This is a genomic window from Vibrio sp. 10N.247.310.24 (assembly GCF_041467175.1).
Classification (GTDB): Bacteria; Pseudomonadota; Gammaproteobacteria; order Enterobacterales; family Vibrionaceae; genus Vibrio; species Vibrio tasmaniensis_A.
Genome location: NZ_JBFSUD010000030.1, coordinates 38,134 through 55,427, shown reverse-complemented (window position 1 = coordinate 55,427; position 17,294 = coordinate 38,134). Strand labels below are relative to the sequence as shown.

The 17,294-nt window shown below is 41.4% G+C and carries 16 protein-coding genes; 13 read left to right on the top strand and 3 right to left on the bottom strand.

The genetic code is table 11. From position 1 onward, the window contains the following. Positions 1 to 252 precede the first annotated feature (252 nt). A complete protein-coding gene (viaA, locus tag AB6E08_RS11555) occupies positions 253 to 1,698 on the bottom strand; it encodes an ATPase RavA stimulator ViaA (RefSeq protein ID WP_372066315.1) in 1,446 nt (481 codons plus the stop codon). A 12-nt stretch (positions 1,699 to 1,710) separates the two neighbouring features. Continuing rightward, positions 1,711 to 3,366 carry an ATPase RavA domain-containing protein gene (locus tag AB6E08_RS11550; RefSeq protein WP_012600558.1) on the bottom strand — a complete coding sequence of 552 codons (1,656 nt, stop codon included), beginning with the start codon at positions 3,364 to 3,366 and terminating at the stop codon, positions 1,711 to 1,713. A gap of 287 nt (positions 3,367 to 3,653) precedes the next feature. Here AB6E08_RS11550 and AB6E08_RS11545 point away from each other — a divergent pair, with 287 nt between their 5' ends. The 11 genes from AB6E08_RS11545 to ylqF all read left to right on the top strand — a co-directional run bounded on the left by AB6E08_RS11545 (position 3,654) and on the right by ylqF (position 14,539). Further along, positions 3,654 to 4,169, top strand: a complete 516-nt coding sequence (locus tag AB6E08_RS11545) for an NUDIX hydrolase (protein ID WP_009845430.1) — start codon at positions 3,654 to 3,656, stop codon at positions 4,167 to 4,169. A gap of 40 nt (positions 4,170 to 4,209) precedes the next feature. Continuing rightward, a complete protein-coding gene (ltaE, locus tag AB6E08_RS11540) occupies positions 4,210 to 5,214 on the top strand; it encodes a low-specificity L-threonine aldolase (RefSeq protein WP_372066310.1) in 1,005 nt (334 codons plus the stop codon). Positions 5,215 to 5,969: 755 nt separating this feature from the next. Continuing rightward, positions 5,970 to 6,494 (top strand): hypothetical protein, encoded by a 525-nt coding sequence (locus tag AB6E08_RS11535; protein WP_017097466.1) that lies wholly within the window; start codon positions 5,970 to 5,972, stop codon positions 6,492 to 6,494. 77 nt (positions 6,495 to 6,571) lie between these two features. Then, complete coding sequence (locus AB6E08_RS11530) at positions 6,572 to 7,069, top strand: hypothetical protein (protein WP_009845433.1); 498 nt, start codon at positions 6,572 to 6,574, stop codon at positions 7,067 to 7,069. Between the two features lie 114 nt (positions 7,070 to 7,183). After that, positions 7,184 to 7,909 (top strand): molecular chaperone, encoded by a 726-nt coding sequence (locus AB6E08_RS11525; RefSeq protein WP_009845434.1) that lies wholly within the window; start codon positions 7,184 to 7,186, stop codon positions 7,907 to 7,909. 2 nt (positions 7,910 to 7,911) lie between these two features. Then, positions 7,912 to 8,598 (top strand): molecular chaperone, encoded by a 687-nt coding sequence (locus tag AB6E08_RS11520; RefSeq protein ID WP_371707459.1) that lies wholly within the window; start codon positions 7,912 to 7,914, stop codon positions 8,596 to 8,598. Then, a complete protein-coding gene (locus AB6E08_RS11515) occupies positions 8,582 to 11,074 on the top strand; it encodes a fimbria/pilus outer membrane usher protein (RefSeq protein ID WP_372066306.1) in 2,493 nt (830 codons plus the stop codon). Before AB6E08_RS11520 ends, AB6E08_RS11515 begins: the two co-directional genes overlap by 17 nt. Next, the gene (locus AB6E08_RS11510) at positions 11,064 to 11,945 is read left to right on the top strand and encodes a hypothetical protein (RefSeq protein WP_371696163.1); all 882 of its coding nucleotides are present in this window, start codon (positions 11,064 to 11,066) and stop codon (positions 11,943 to 11,945) included. Before AB6E08_RS11515 ends, AB6E08_RS11510 begins: the two co-directional genes overlap by 11 nt. 95 nt (positions 11,946 to 12,040) lie before the next feature. Beyond that, positions 12,041 to 12,724, top strand: coding sequence for a LuxR family transcriptional regulator (locus AB6E08_RS11505; protein WP_372066304.1), 684 nt, complete (start codon positions 12,041 to 12,043; stop codon positions 12,722 to 12,724). A 398-nt stretch (positions 12,725 to 13,122) separates the two neighbouring features. Next, positions 13,123 to 13,437, top strand: coding sequence for a cytochrome c (locus AB6E08_RS11500; RefSeq protein ID WP_102250356.1), 315 nt, complete (start codon positions 13,123 to 13,125; stop codon positions 13,435 to 13,437). A gap of 166 nt (positions 13,438 to 13,603) precedes the next feature. Continuing rightward, positions 13,604 to 14,539 carry a ribosome biogenesis GTPase YlqF gene (ylqF, locus tag AB6E08_RS11495; protein WP_009845440.1) on the top strand — a complete coding sequence of 312 codons (936 nt, stop codon included), beginning with the start codon at positions 13,604 to 13,606 and terminating at the stop codon, positions 14,537 to 14,539. A 186-nt stretch (positions 14,540 to 14,725) separates the two neighbouring features. On the opposite strand, the gene AB6E08_RS11490 is transcribed toward ylqF, so the two are convergent. Next, the gene (locus AB6E08_RS11490) at positions 14,726 to 15,271 is read right to left on the bottom strand and encodes a GNAT family N-acetyltransferase (protein ID WP_009845441.1); all 546 of its coding nucleotides are present in this window, start codon (positions 15,269 to 15,271) and stop codon (positions 14,726 to 14,728) included. Between the two features lie 166 nt (positions 15,272 to 15,437). Between AB6E08_RS11490 and AB6E08_RS11485 the strand changes: the two genes are divergently transcribed. Beyond that, positions 15,438 to 16,580, top strand: coding sequence for an acyl-CoA desaturase (locus AB6E08_RS11485; RefSeq protein WP_372066299.1), 1,143 nt, complete (start codon positions 15,438 to 15,440; stop codon positions 16,578 to 16,580). 262 nt (positions 16,581 to 16,842) lie between these two features. Next, a complete protein-coding gene (locus tag AB6E08_RS11480) occupies positions 16,843 to 17,133 on the top strand; it encodes a putative quinol monooxygenase (protein WP_372066296.1) in 291 nt (96 codons plus the stop codon). Positions 17,134 to 17,294 lie beyond the last annotated feature (161 nt).

Here is a 17,294-nt window from a genome sequence, read left to right as displayed (position 1 = left end):
CGAACCGAGGTCCACGGATTTGCAATCCGCTGCATAGCCACTCTGCCAAGGCGCCATTTTTCAACACGTTAGAACCGACTAAACGTTAGCCCCGCTGTGTTCGGGTGCCTACTTTACGGATTGGGTGAAGATAGTCAAACAAAAATGTGAATTTAAATTCTGTTTGCTGACATTTAAATCAAATTGCTGCATGTTCGATCTCTTCAATCAAAAAACACACAGCAAAAACGATTTAAATAAGATGTTCTACCGCTACCACTTCTTCATGAAGCGGCCAACGAGACTTGGATGATACGACCAACAGTGATCAAACATGGTCATAAGTTGAGGGTTACCATACTTAGAAAGACTAACCGCATGGAAACGGTTTTTGTGCTCTTTCAATTTTTCAACCTGAGCAATCATTTCATCAGATTGCTTAGGGGCGATAAAGTCAGAAAGTACGATCAAATCTGCGTTCTTGTATTTATCACCCGTCATCAGGTCAATCGACTTCATGAGTACAGGTTCTAGATCCGTACCGCCGTGGAATGAATAGCTTAAGAAGTCGCTCGCTTCACGCAGGCCATCTTGCCTTGTTAACTCATAGGTAATCTGCTCAGAAGAGAACAGAATCACGTAACAGTCTCTCTCTTCCGCAAGCGCGATTTGCATCAAAGCGTAAGCCATTGCTTTGGCTGACTGCTCTGGGAACCCACTCATAGAACCAGAAGCGTCGACACAGACGATAAACGGGCCCTTTTCAATATCGATATTCTTGCTATCAGGCTTTTGCGCTTTCACTTTACGTAATGTCCGTGATTTACCTTGCGAACGATAGCTCAATAAACGCTTGTCGGCCAAGTGCTTATAAAAGATAACCTCAAGTTCAGGGTAAGCCAAGAACATGGTTTCGTTTGGCAGCATCTTGTTGAGCTCATCACTTTCATGAATCCCAACAATATCATCGACTGCTTCATCGCTTTTCTCTCCAACCATCTGTAGTTCTTCTACAGGGGCTTTGTGTAACGAAGGATCATCTTCCTCACCAGCCATACGGCCTAGTTTTTCTGCGATCTCTTGCAAACCCTTGTGCTTATTCAGAAACTCAGCGTGGCGCTTCATGATGGTTAGGTCTGTTTTGCTTAATTTGGCCGATGCCATGTCCCACAAACGCCCTACACTGCCTTCATCGCCCGACTCTGTCACTTTGTCCATGTTTTTCATGGTTTCCATGCGCTGATAAAGATCAGCTAAGACTTTTTCTTTGCTTGTTTCGAGTTCGATGACTTGAGCTTGTTTGATGGCGTCTGATAGCGATTGGTACCATTGATCACAAAAGTAATGTGGAAACATCGCGTTATAAACACCTTTATTGTTTTCCATCAAACGTCTTGCTTGTAGGTAAAATGCTGAGTGCCACTCCAGCTTCTTGATAACGCTATCAATCTCGTCAAAGAACTGAGATTCATCCCAGTAAATCACTTCTTGGTAAAGTGCGATTTCCTCTTGGAAACGGTCGGTTTCACACACTTTAGTGACGCGTTTTTTTACTTTACCGCGCCATTTAACTAAGTGGTTTTTGACTGATGTTTTCACACCTTTATTCTCAGCAGCCATCATCACTTGAGAACGAGCGATAAGATCATTCATCGCGGTATCAATGATACCTGAGTCAGCCACCATCAAAGCGAGGTTTAAGCCGTCAGCTCCTAACATATGCTCCCCCTCTTACTCAAAGTACTGACTCATGAACTTAATGCGTTGCGCGATCTTGCTACTCTTCACTTTTGTCGTTTCAAGCTCTTGTGTTACCGCCTGTAAGCTTGATTCCATCGCTTTCGGTAAATCAGGGTCAATATAGTTATGCGGTAATGCGTCATGGAATTCAGTGCGTACTCTTTTTAACTTGAATTCAGCTGCAGTTAACTGTTCTAGGGCTTTCTCAGCGCCGTTCAACCACTTGTTATACAGTTCTTGATCTAAACCGTCAGTAGTCACCACACTCACCAATACAGAACGATTAGCAATATCTTTGATCACTAATTGATTCGATGCATCCAAGTCGAGCTTTAAGCGGCATAGATTTTTATTTTCGTTTACGTAACCATAAATGTCGCCATGACCTTCTTTTAGAACACGGTCAAAATCATCTTTGGCTACATACACCCAACGACTATCGCCTTTCTCAGATTCAGACACCGACATATTGCTTTGCAGCATAACCAATTTAATAAGATTGTATGCGCTACCGACGCTGTACATTTTCGCGTTCTTGATATCATGTTGGTAAACGTCTTTACGTCGTAAGCCACTGGTTGACTCCACAGAGAGCGACACCGACAGAGTCGATTCAACATCATCTTGAATCTCTTCTAGCTCTTCACGAGACATTTCGATTTGAGATTTAGACTCTTGCTGATCAAACGCTCGGTTCAACGCAAAATCTTTTACAACGCTACGAACCACATCGCGAGATTCAGGGCTATGCCACAAACAATCTTGAAGAAGCATAATATCGAGCGGGTTAACGCTATCACGGCCACTGAAAAATGCGCTCGCTTTCAATAGTTTAACCGCTTTCTTCCAGCGTCTGTCCGAAACATACAAATCCGACTCTGACGCTGAGCCTTGCTTCTTAACCGTGTCTTCAAGCATGGTTTTTAGCTCAAATAACTTGTTAAACGAATTATCCGTCAACTCCAGATTATCGAGTTCTTTCTGCCATTGATGATATTCAATGTCTGTAATCGCTAACCCTTTGGGAATGACAGCTTCTTGAGAAGTACCTGTCGTTAGCATCGATTTGAAGTTTTGTTTGTTTTGAATACGGTTGACGAACACGCGAACTAACATTCGGTCATAAAGTGCTTCTAGTCCACTGTCTTCGTCAGGAAGTTCATTAGACGCTGAAACCAACAAGCGCATCGGCACACGCTCAATGTCTGCGCCGTTTTTAAATGTCTTTTCGTTAACCACAGTCAGTAACGTATTGAGAATGGCAGGGCCTGCTTTCCAGATCTCATCAAGGAATACAACTTGCGCGGTTGGTAGGTAGCCTTCGGTCAGCCTTACGTAACGACCGTTGTCTTTTAATTCTTGAATGCTTAGTGGGCCGAACACTTCCTCAGGAGTAGAGAAACGTGTCATCAAATATTCGAAGTAGCTACTGTTGTCAAAAGCCTGGATGAGGCGTTTAGCGATAAGGCTTTTTGCGATACCCGGAGGGCCCAATAGGAACACACTTTCGCCAGCCAGAGCCGCCAGTAAACAAAGCTTAATGGTGTCTTCTCTTTCATAAACGCCATCAGAGAGAGCATGCGCTAATTTATTGATTCTTTCAGAGAGTAGCGCCTTGTCAGCATGTGAGGAAATAGAAGGGTTCATGCGTTACTCCGAAAATCTTTGAACAGTTGAGAGTGTAGATACGTTTTTATACATTTGTTAGCACTTTGTTACAAGTATCTTTTATTATTGAGTTGCCTTTATATCAGATGGTTAAGCTGCAATTTTCGCGCAATCATAGATTCCAATTATGAGAGTAGCATCACGAATGGTGTGAAACTAAATCTATTGTTAACCCTAATTTTTCTTTTATTTTCGACACCATAGACGTTATGGTGGTACACGTCTTCAGTTATAAGAAAAATTGGCAAGGAAAGTGGCCAGATTGCATGAGTAAAGTTATCCATCAATGGAAAAGTATTTCTCTTATAGAAGAGAACGTGACGCTCCCTACGAACGTCGTGGTAAAACATACAACAATAAACCACCCCGGCGCGGCCGTTATTCTTCCTATCACTTCGTCTGGAAAAATCATCCTCATTAACCAGTTTCGTCCTTCTCTTAAAAAATGGCTTTTGGAACTCCCTGCTGGCACGATGGAAATTGATGAGACACCTCTTCAATGTGCACAACGCGAACTCGAAGAAGAAACGGGTTACAGTGCAACTTATTTCCAGAGCTTGGGACAAGTTACCCCTTTAGCTGGCTTCTGTGATGAGATCCAACACTTGTTCATCGCAAAAGACTTAAGCCTTACTACCCGCTTTGAATGTGATGAAGATGAAGTAATAGAGGTTATCGAACTTAGCTTGGAAGAACTGCAACATAAAATTCGCAACGATCAAATTACCGATACCAAAACCATCGCTTGTTTAAGCAAAGCCCAACTATGTGGCCATCTATAGCCAATTATATGACTACCTAATAGTACTCTAGGAGATAAACATGGACTTTCGTTCTGACACCGTAACTAAACCTTCGCAAGCTATGCGTGATGTAATGGCAAATGCAGAAGTAGGCGATGATGTATATGGCGATGACCCAACCGTCAACGAACTGGAACAATGGGCTGCAAATGAAACCGGTTTTGAAGCGGCTATGTTCACTTCTTCCGGCACACAGGCCAACCTACTGGGTTTAATGGCGCACTGTGAGCGTGGTGACGAATACCTTTGTGGCCAACAAGCGCACAACTACAAATACGAAGCTGGCGGCGCTGCAGTATTAGGCTCGATTCAACCTCAGCCAATCGAGAACAACCCTGACGGCACGTTAGATTTTAAAAAGCTTGCTGCAGCGATTAAGCCAGACGACAGCCACTTTGCTCGTACTAAGCTTCTTAGTTTAGAAAACACAATCAATGGTAAAGTGCTGCCAGTCTCTTACCTAGCGGAAGCGCGTGAGTTCGTAAACCAACACGGCCTGCAAATGCACTTAGATGGCGCGCGTGTCTATAACGCGGCGGCTGCACTAGATGTTCACATTAAAGAGATCGCACAACACTTCGATTCGATGACAATTTGTTTATCAAAAGGTTTGGGTGCTCCGATTGGCTCTCTACTTCTTGGTAGCAAAGCGTACATCGCTAAAGCTCGTCGATTGCGTAAAATGGTCGGTGGTGGTATGCGTCAGGCTGGTATTCTTGCTGCAGCAGGTAAAATGGCGCTCACGGAGAACGTGGCTCAACTTAAAGTAGACCATGAAAACGCAAAAAAACTAGCGATTGGTCTAAGCAAGTTAGAAGGTTTCTCAGTTAACCCTGATTTCATTCAGACTAATATTGTGTTTGCGAAGTTAGATCAGTCGGTTGATATTAACCGTATCGTACGGGAGTTAGGAGAGCAAGGCATTACAATGTCACCAGGTAACCCTGTACGTTTTGTTACTCATAGAGATATCAGTTCAAAAGACATCGCGACTTTCCTAACTAAGTTGGAAAGTGCGCTTTAACGCTGAACAAGATTCGCATTAAAGCAATTAAGACTAGAGCTTCCCTTACGAAGCTTTAGTCTTTTAAAAAAAATCATTCACCTCTTCCACCGAAAAATAGCCACCTCACCTATACCTATACCGACTAATCTGCCTAATAGACTCAACTAAATTAACTGCAACAGAACGCAATCTTGTTTTGGCCTATGTGAATACCTTCTATGTATTAAATTATCGTTAAATTTCGATTTTCATTTGTGAGATTAAATTTTTCATGCACGATAAAATCAAATAATTTAATCGTAATAATTTAATTTTTATTTTCCATGCGTACGGTATTTAAGAATAAAACACACCAATTCTAAAAAAACATCGTAAGAGGCTAATTTAAATAGAAATTACCAACTAATAAAGATAGCCACTTTTCACTATTACAATTAAAATTTGTCACATTCAAATTATAAACCAGTGAATAAAACTAAAAATAAAATATTCCTGGAAGAATAATCCATCGAAAAATTCACCAAAAATAACGCCGTAGACCATAGTTCTAATTTTATCAATTAATAAAAATCCACTCGTAAATTTAACTGTGGGTCAAAAACTGCCTATCTAATTGAAAACAAAATTATTATCTAAAAATGTACTATTTATACCTTACCTTAAACTCATACTAAAACTCATACTTCGTCTAAATAATAAACTTTTTTTACTACTTCACCATTTTTTAAAGCACTTATAGTTTTGAAAGTTAAGCAACAGGTTACATTCAATCAATGAGAGGTGAAATGATGATTAGAGCATTCGTATTTATTCACAAATTCATCGTCTCAACGTTAATTTTTAGTCTGTCACTTTCATTCTACACCAGTGCTAACACCTTAACGTTAGGAATTAATGGCCAGATCAAAGATCGATGCGAAATAAATTTCTTTTCTGGCAATGTCATGAAGTTTACGGAACACCGTGATGTGCAACTATTGCCTTTTAATATGTATTGTAACCGTCCGCTGGGTATAACGATTAATTCAAAATACGGAGGCTTAAAATATCAACACCAAGGGGTTGATATTATTGAAACTTATAATCTGTCATTACAAATAGACGAGCTTCGTCTTTATGAAAGTAGGCACAGCAGCCAACTTACTTCACCAGTAATGATAAACAGTTCTGGTGTTATTCCTTTCTCTCAACAGGGGAGCCTTAGGGTAGCACTCGAAAATAGCTTGCGTTTCGCGGGTTATTATCAAGACGTTATTGAGATCGAAGTTTACCCTTCGATTCATAGCGTGACCAAGTAAAAGCTCTGCAATGTATCTGCAGAACAACATACGCTCAGCAGTATTCGAGCCAATCATTTAAGATAAAGGAATTTCTAATGAAAAAGCTAACACTCTACGCAGCAACAGTCACAGCTATTTTTGGTGCTCAAGTTCAAGCCGCTCCTGGTGATGTCCAGCTAGTTGGTTTTGTTTCACCTGTATGTGAAGTTACTGGTCTTTCAACACAACTGATGGACTTTGGTAATGTATCTCAAATTCAAAACCTTTCTGTTAGTGGCCTTAACATGAAGTGTAATGACGTCGATGGTGCAACTGTAACACTGACGAGTGCTGAGGGTGGTCTAGAGTCCGATGATAGCGAAGACTACGCTCTTACATACGAAGCAACATTTAACCCTTCAGGCTTAGCTCCTTTCACGCTTAATGCGCCAGGAGGCCCAGGCCTAAATGACGTTTCAATCAGTAACTCTTATGGTGGTTCAGGAGTATTGGCGACTGGTGTTGCCGCGTCCATTGATATTGTGACAACAGAAACCTCCCCATGGGCAGGTGGTTATTCAGATACGTTAACCGTAAATATCACCTCAAATTAGAGGTTGAATAAGTCGGGGGCTATTATTTGGCCTCCGACTTCATCTAAGCCTTTGTTGTATTAAAACTTAACCTCAGTTGTATTACGACTCTAGTTTAATTTGGAGCTCATCGCGATGTATAAATGGATCATGCATAAATGGACTGTTCTCTTATTATTGTCACTCACTTGTTTGTCAGCTCATGCGTTCAAAGTAGAGCCGATGTCTATGGAGATGACGCCACTTGGTAAAAGAGCTCAAATGACAATGAGGGTTGAGAATTCGTCTACCGAACCACTCACAGTCGAACTGTCTCCAGTATTTATGACTATGAATGAATACGGAAAAGAGACCACGACGCCTGCAGATGACGAGCTATTAGTGATTCCAGTAACTGCAATTATAGAGCCTGGACGTTCGCAATCTATTATGGTCCGATATTTAGGCGATCCGTCCATTACAGAGTCAAAAGCTTTTCGTATTGCTGTTAAGCAAGTGAAAGTTCAAAGAGCAAGTAGCAACCAAGGGCAAGTGAGTCTGTTACTTCAGTTTAATACGCTTATCAACGTGCGACCTCAGAACACTGCCTCTCAACTAGAAATTAAAAGTATCGAACCAAATAACAAGAATAACAAATGGGTCCTTGAAGTACTGAACAGCGGTAATAGTTATGGTCGGTTAACCAATACGACATGGAAAATTTCTGACGGCAAAAAATCAACCTATTTAAAAGGCGTAGAAATCGCCAAACGTATTCCAGGAACTTTAGTTCTTCCCTATTCCACTCGTTTTTTCGAAATGCAGCCACTTGAAAATTACAATGTAGAGACGCTATCGATTGAAATCGAGCAGGATCAGTAGCAATGAGACGTTATATTTTGGGTGGGTTCATTTCTTGTTTTCTGTGTGCACAAGCGCTTGGCATAACACTGTTTCCAACCGTCATTGAACTCAATACCGATCACAGGGCAACATCGCAACTGGTTGTGACTAACAACTCAACGCGGGATCTCCCACTTGAAGCTAACGTTCGTCGTTTGAAATTCTTACCTGATGGTACGTTCCAAACATCAGATCTATCGAGTGAGGTGATGTTTGTGTTTCCACCTGCCGCTATGTTGGCACCCGGTGAACGTCAAGTATTCCGTATACAATGGTTGGGAAACCGCCAACTCGAAACTTCCCAAAGTTACTTTGTTCGTTTCAGTACCGTAAATATTGGTCAAAACAACGAAAAAATGGACAGTCCTACCAGTTTAACAACCGGTATCAATTTGCAAGTTCACTACAATGCGTTGTTGCACATTCACTCATCCTCGCTAGAGCCTGACGTGAACTTACATATAGATGAACAAGGAAAACTAACACTCACTAATTCAGGGTCGCGATTTACCTATACATCGTTACTTCATTTTAAGGGGCTCGAATCTCAGAACCAAAAGGTACATGAGGCTTTAGGTGAACAGTTTATTCCACCACGCTCGACTATTACTTTGCCTTCTTCTTTAAATTACTTACCAGTAGGCACTTATCATGGATATGAAAACTGAAACCTCTCACAAGATGTGGCAAGTTTTCTATGTCTTGGGATTAGTACTGTTTTATTGTGCCGCCTTAAGCCCTGTAGCTTGGGGCCAGGATATGGTATTGAACCCGACAGGACGAGACATTCAACTTACCTCTTTACTAAGGATAAGTGACACCATTCTTGGTGAAGCGGACATTATCATTACCGCAAACAACGAAATTCTTTTGCCAAAGGAAAGTACGCTGTCTCTCCTTTCGTCTGTCGTCACTCAAGAAGGTATTGGTAAGCTCCATGACACGACAGACGATGAGATGCTGTCACAGCACCACTTTATGAGCGTAGGGCTGGGACTTAATTTCGACTTTTCTTCGTTGGAATGTATCGTGACGGTTCCACCAGAATTTAGCTTAACCCAACAACTCTCGATGAACGGCGCAGATGATTTTTATAACTATGCTGAGCCAAGTCTGTTAAGCGGATACGTTAACGTCGCCCTTTCCGCCAATGAGAGCCAATATGTCGATCAAAAATCGTCAAGGCAAGATCTTTATCGCAGTCAATTCGACTCTGCACTTAACATTGGTTTTTTCAATTTTGAATATGAATCCTATTTAGAAAATGGTTCATCGAAAAAGTCACAATATGTGAGAGAAGGAACTCGTCTTAATATTGACTTTGCACAGCAAGGTACACGACTTGTGCTCGGCGATATGTACAACAGTGGCCAATCTTTTCAGGACAGTACCGACATACTTGGTATTGGCTTAACTCGAGATTTCACACTGATTCCAACCAGAAATGCACGACCACGAGCCAATCAATCATTCACACTTCAAAGAGCCTCGAATGTCGATGTCTATATAGATGGGATTGCAGTCCAACGATTAACTTTAGGCGCTGGTAGCTACAACCTGAGTGATATACCTCTTGCGCAAGGTAGTAACGATATTGTACTCGTCATTACCGATCGTTCTGGGAATGAAGAGCGTATCGAGTTTTCTATTGCGACGGGTAACGACTTACTCAATAGCGGTGAGTTTGAATATAGCATTATGTACGGAGCACCCTCTGAACTCCAAAATGGACAACTAGAATACCTAACCGATGAGCGTATTTTCCATGGTTATATTGATGTGGGTATTAACCCTTGGTTAACGTTAGGTACCAACTTTCAAACCCGTGAAGAGTTATACCAATATGGTACTACCGCACTCCTCGCTTCTAGATGGGGAGTCACTGAACTCAATGCTTCACGTAGCGAACATCCTGTATTTGGAACTGGCGATGCTTACAAATTTGCATTCGATGCGGAATTTTCCAGCAAGAATACACTGGCTCCACAACTGAGTGTGAGTTATGAGTATCTGAGCAACAATTTTACTGGTGTTGCTGGGTTTGACGCCTCCGACAAAGACATCAACTTAACCACTCATTATGCTTCTGCATTCGGTTCGATTTATCTAAGTCGATCATTACGTGCCGCCATGACAGTCAATTACCGTTCAGGAATAGATAAAGAGAACGACTATTGGCTAATTAGCCCGAGTTTATCGGACGGACTGTTTGATACTCACGCAACTTGGAGTGCCCGTGTTAGCTATCAAGATCACGCAAGTAAAGACGATGACATCAGCACTACGCTCACCATAAGTTGGCCTCTTAGCCGACAAACTCGTGTCGTCGGTCGTTACAGTACAGAGCTAAGAGAAGCCGCCTTAGATTACAGCTATCAGAATAATATAGGTAACACCGGAGGGATATCGGGGTTTGCGAGTGTCATTACGAATGAAGAAACGGACGCCGATATGGACGCTGGTATTAACTATACAGCAAACCGTTACGAATTGAGTGCCACCCATGCCTCGCGACTTGACGACATTAATGGTGACACAAGAAACCACAGTACCGACGTGACCATCAGCAGTGCACTTGCGTTTGCAGGTTCATCGGTAACGATCGGCAGACCAGTCCGAGAAGCATTCGCTATTGTCAGCAAGCATGAAAGCCTCGCAGAGAATGACGTGGCATTAGACCCAACAAAAGATGGAGAGTACGCACGCGTTTACCTTAACGGAGATGCCAGTGCCATGGTCCCTGATCTTGTTGCTTATAATAGCCAAGTCATCGGTTATGAGGTCGATAACTTACCACCGGGATATGATTTGGGGGATGGTGCTTTTTGGGTTAAGCCTGATTACAAGCGGGGCTTCCAACTACAAATTGGTTCCGATGCAGTCTTAACCGTGATTGGTAAGCTATACGACCGTCAAAGTAACAATCCAATTTCACTTGTCGCTGGTGTAGCACATTACCTTGGTGAAGCTAAACAGTTACCGATTGACTTCTTTACCAATCGGAGTGGCATATTTGCGATATCTGGGTTAAAGCCAGGGAAATATCAACTGATTCTTGACACTAAAGGACAAGAGTCAGCCGTCATTACTCTCAGCGAGCGCAGTGACAACTTGATCAGACTAGGAGATGTGTATGTGGATTAAACAACTTCGGTGGGGAGGATGGTTCCTCATCGCCATAAATTCTGTATCCTCTGTATTAGCTTGTGAAGCTAGTGCATTGACGATTCAACCCGTCTCATCCGAGTCGCAATACGACGTGTTCAACACAGGTACTTACGCAACAATTAATACTTATAGGATCGATGCGAATATAATTGGCGAAGACTGTAAATTGAGTTTGGTTCTACAACTTAATGATACTAGTCGGACGTTAAAAGGGGTAAACCAAGACAAACTCAACTTCGAGTGGAGTGGACAAGTGGGTGTGCCAATCGCGAATCAGTGGCATTTATCATTAACCGACAGTCAACCTTCGACAACCATACAAATGCGTTTCCCAAGCAAACAGTGGCTAGCGTCAGGAACCTACCGGGGGCTTTTAGAAGTGTCGCCCTCTTATACCTCAGACAACCAACAAATAGAGATTAGCCCTAGCTCACTCCCAGTATCTGTTACCGTGCCACCAGCTGCAAAAGTTCACTTTTATGGGTTAACTCAACAGCATTATGACCTTGATCTAGGAACATTATATTCAAACAAGATTATTCGTTCTGCACCGAACCTATGGGTGCAAAGTAATACAGCGTATACCATCGTATTGGAATCATCCCATCAAGGGATGCTACGTCATGAATCTGATGAGACAAAATGGGATATTCCATACGAACTTTCCCTAGATAACGATAGAGTAAACCTCGGTCAACTTGATGCAAAAATTCAGCGTATTTCGGCTACGATCGGTCAACCTATTCCTTTGAGTTTTGTAATTGGGGAAACAGAGAACAAACCGGGAGGAATATATGACGATACATTACAAATTTCTATAGAACCCCTCCTTTCACAGCAGCCTTAAATATGTAATTATATAAATCCTGAGATATGCAACGCAATTATATAAAACCCAGTATCATATAATCACAACACGATTTGTCAGTTTCGGAGTAAAGTATGCATAACAGTAAAAATAATTTAAAGCACATGCTCCTAATTGGCGATAACGGTATAAATAACCAGTTTATTCAACGAGAAATAGAGAAATACAGTGACTTTTGTTTTAGTCGCGAATGTATTTCAGGCATTGAACGTTCGAATCATCGCAAGACGTTTGATGTCATTCTCATTAGTTACTTACTCTTAGCTGACATCAAAGATGTTTACATCACCTTATCAAAAGTAGAGTCCAACAAATGGGTAATCTATGACGTTCCCTCTGATATTACCGGACAGAGTATTACCGTAATGCAACTATTCAACATATTTAATATAAAGGGCATAATCTATCAAGATGCTCCTGTAGAACACCTTACACGTTGCTTGAAAACGGTTTGTGATGACGACCTATGGTTACCGAGGAAGTTAATGTCGCATATTTTATCCAATGCGCGCTCCCAAACATTCAAGTCACAGGTAATATTATCTACCCTTACAAAAAGAGAAGCTCAAATATTTAAACGAGTTATCAGAGGAGATACAAATTTAGAGATATCAAGTGAACTATTTATTTCAGAAAGTACAGTAAAAACGCATGTATATAATATATATAAAAAAATAAACGTAACCAACCGAAAAGAAGCAATAAGAAAAGCAAATTTTATCAATAGTTTAGAGACTATTATACAACCAGGCATGTAGTTAATATTTGAGTCACAAATATAGAGACACTGGATTGCAGTTATTTTTACAACAGATCGTATTATAATTTAGGCCCTTGAACAGGTGAGCTTCTATTATCCCCCCTTCCATCATAGAATCACAGTCAGACTGAACAATGAAGTTTAAATCATATCACCAGTGAGTTAATTACATTCTGTCATCTAAGGTACGAATAGAATTTTTGAACTCACAAAACATCACTTCTTAAGCCCTCTACTCGCCTAACAGAACGAAGTCAGTTGTAACTGTCAACACTATTAGCTTCTAAAATATCTAAAGCATAAAGCATCTAAAGCATCTAAAGCATCTAAAGCAATTCGGACTTGAGCTTCCCCTTAGGGTAAGCTTTATTGTTATGTTTTTACCGGAGCAAAAGCATGACTTACCGTTCCTTCACTTTGCTATTACTCACTCTTTCCCCTAGCCTTCATGCCTCTAATTTTGGCGATCCTGAACTGGGTAAAATGAAGTCACCAAGTTGCATTTTCTGTCATAACCCCACGGGTGAAACAAGTAACACTGCTTACCCAAAACTTTCTGGCCAAGATTCAACTTACCTCTATAACACAATGAAAGCTTACCAAAACGGTGATAGACAAGGCGCTTACGCTGAGATGATGCAAACACAACTGAGTAAACTCAATGATCAAGACTTGAAAGATATTGCGGCTTTTTATACTTCACAACAGTAATGGATTTCACCTTCATTAGGTCAGTCTAAGTTAAATAAACATCACTAAGTCGCCTATACTTCAAGCAAACTCACTGAGCTCATTGAAGGTCGGGAGAGATATACCTTTACACGTATCATCCAACCCTTACAATGTGCAGCAAATATATTTATCAAGGTTTATCTCTATGTCTATTCAATGGTTTCCGGGTCACATGCATAAAGCCCGTAAAGAAATCGAAGAAGTTATCCCACAGGTTGATGTGATCATCGAAGTACTGGACGCTCGTATCCCGTTCAGTAGTGAAAACCCAATGATCTCTTCACTGCGCGGCGATAAGCCTTGTGTAAAAGTACTGAACAAGCGCGACCTTGCAGATCCTGAGCTCACTGAGCGTTGGATTGAGCACTTCGAGAAAGAGCAAGGCGTTAAAGCGATTGCGATTACTACTAGCGCTAAAGAAGAAGTGAACCACGTTATGGAGCTAGTACGTAAGTTAGCACCGCACCGTGAACAGATGGGTAAGAACATTCGTACAATGATCATGGGCATCCCGAATGTGGGTAAATCGACCATCATCAACTGTTTAGCGGGACGTACGATCGCGGTTACTGGTAACCAACCTGCGGTAACTCGTCGTCAACAACGTATCAATCTACAAAATGGCGTGATCCTTTCAGATACTCCTGGAATCCTATGGCCTAAAGTAGAAAACCCACACAGTGGCTTCCGCTTGGCTGCAACAGGCGCTGTAAAAGATACGGCAATGGAATACGATGAAGTGGCATTCTACACAGTCGAGTACCTTGCAAAGCAATACCCTAATCTTTTGCAAGAACGCTACCAAATTGAAGAGCTTCCAGAGTCTGACATCGAATTGATGGAAGCGATTGGTCGTAAGCGTGGCGCACTTCGTGCTGGTGGTCATATAGACATTCACAAATGTTCTGAAATCCTACTTCATGAACTGCGTAATGGTACTTTAGGTAAAGTAACGTTAGAGCTACCAGAAATGATCACACAAGAGTTGATCGAAGTTGAAGAAGCGGCTGCGCTGAAAGCCGAACAACAGATTAAGAAAAAAGAAGAGCGTCGTAAACGTTACTTGAAGAACAAGCGTTAATCTCTCTTCGTTTTATGAAAAAAATTACATGGTGCGACTAAACGCCAAATAATTGAAGCGTCTACTCTAATCAAAAAAGCCCCGAACAATTTAATGCTCGGGGCTTTTTAGTTTGTTCTTCTGCTTTAAAGCAACTTCAGTAAGAGGTCGCTGTTGAGCAAGGAACCATTATTCAACTTGAAGTGACTAAGAATACACAATGCTTGCTGTTTTCTGTTCAAGTTCAACGGGAGAGCTCCAAGAGATCACCTTCTCATTCACTTGACTTCCACATGGTGCATTCCAAACTTGCTCTAGCTCTTCTTTACCACCAATCGCTTGATAAAAAGCAATGGCTTGGTGATTTTCAGACATCACCTCTAGGTACAGACCTGAATCCGAATAGTATTGCTGCAACCACTTCGATAATTCAGACAATAAACGCTTACCAACACCACGACCGCGATAGGCATTATCTACATGTAACGCATCGATGAACGTGCCACGCTCAAAGTTGTGATTACCAAACGCGCAGACGAAACCAACCAGTAAACCGCCCTCTTCAAGCAATAAAACATGTTGATTAAAAGGAGGGTTAATCAAACGAGTCTGCCAAATAACAGATCTGTCCTCCAAAACGTCATTTTCTAAGTAATCATCAGCAAGAATGCCACGATAATATAGCTTCCAGCTATCCGCGTGTAATTGGGCAATCCGCTCATAATCTTTATATTCAGCTACCTTAATTTCCATTTATTAGCCCTTAGTACTTCCATTTATGACTTGCTACTACATTTCACACTACCTTTATACAATATTTAAGCAAAACATACTAATACACGTTTACACTTTCAATATTGACTTACACGTGTACGCTGATATTCTAGCGCACAGATGTAAGCTCAATGGAAATTTGCTAATGAATAGTGCCGACAAACAATCTACAAAAAAGCCGCCATTAATCTGGCTCAATATTTTTGTATTCTCTTTTAGTATGCTGCTTGCTGTTGTTGCGGCTCCCGTTTATGGCTACTTTTTTGGCTATGGTATGGAGCACTGGATATGGCTAGCAATCTGCTTTACGTTCTGTAACCTTTCAATCACAACGGGTTATCACCGCTTATGGTCTCATAAAGCGTTTGAAGCGCATTCGATCCTAAGATTTTTATTTGCATTAGGTGGTGCATTTGCCCTGCAGAACAGCGCGTTACACTGGTCTTCTGATCACCGTGTGCATCATAAGCACGTGGATAACAATGACAAAGACCCGTACTCTGCAAAACGCGGCTTTTGGTACTCGCACATTGGTTGGATGATTCGTAACTACAGTACCTCAATGTACGAAAACTATGAAAACTGTCGTGACCTGAAGAAAGATAAGATCGTAATGTGGCAGCACAAGCACTATGTTCTTCTGGCGTTGATCATGAACTTCGGTGTTCCTATTGCATTGGGCGTGATTTACGGTGACGTGATTGGCATGTTGTTAATCGTAGGTGCGGTTCGTTTGGTACTTAACCACCACACAACATTCTTCATTAACTCTCTTGCCCACATCTGGGGTAACCAACCTTTTACCGACAAAAACACGGCCCGTGATAACGGTGTGTTAGCAGTACTCACTTTTGGCGAAGGCTACCACAACTTCCACCACATCTTTGAGAACGATTACCGCAACGGCATCTACTGGTGGCAATACGATCCTACAAAATGGTTGATCAAGAGTGCCTCTTTGATGGGACTGGCAAGCAAGCTTAAGAAAACCCCTCAAGCTCGTATCGAAAAAGCAGAAGCATCAATGTTACTTAAACGCACGCAGCAAAAGATCATGCATCGTGCCGACAAGCAACAAATCGCAGACAAACTTCAACAAGAATTCGATGCTCTAGTATCAAACATGAACGAGTATTACGAAGTCAAAAAGCAGCTACTTGAAAGCAAACGCGAAGATGTTGTGAAGAAGTACGAACACTCTCTACTTAAAGTTCGTTACCAACAAATCAAAATGAATTTTGAGCAACAGAAAAAAAATTGGGCAATGACAGTGGAACAGTATGCTTAAGATAGAACAATATACTTAAGGCAGGATAGTCCGCTTAATGCACCAGTAACGACACTGCTTAACTCTTATTTGAAGCCCTCATATTACTATGAGGGCTTTTTTATGAGCGTAACCTATTTGCCATTAGCCATTAGCCAAGTACTCTCAAGTCTAAATTATGGGCTTCAAGAACCATAGTTATTGGATTCCAGAACTCTTTCTTCAATCTGAATTTATACTTATATTACTTTAACTTACTGAGTTTAGACCTAAGGAATTGAAAATGAGCAAACTGACTATTATTGCAACAATCGTCTCTAAAGAAGATAAGATTGAGTTAGTTAAATCAGAGATGATTAAATTGATCGATAAAACCCGTGTTGAAGACGGCTGTATTAACTACGATCTGCACCAAGATAACAGTAACCCTGCTCACTTCATTTTTCATGAGAACTGGGAATCTGAAGCTCACCTAGAGAAACACTTAGCGAGCCAACACATCGCTGAGTACATGGCTGCGACTGAAGACTGTATCGAAACCTTTGTGCTTAATAAAATGACGCACATTGCCTAACCAGTCACTCAGTACTGATTCAATAAAAGCCCTGCTCTGATCGCAGGGTTTATCTTTTGTACACACTTATATCTGCTCATTCTACTTATAAAAAAACCCGCAAGAGTAGCGGGTATGGTCAATAATTAATGCTGTCAAAAACAGATAAGTAACAACCATCA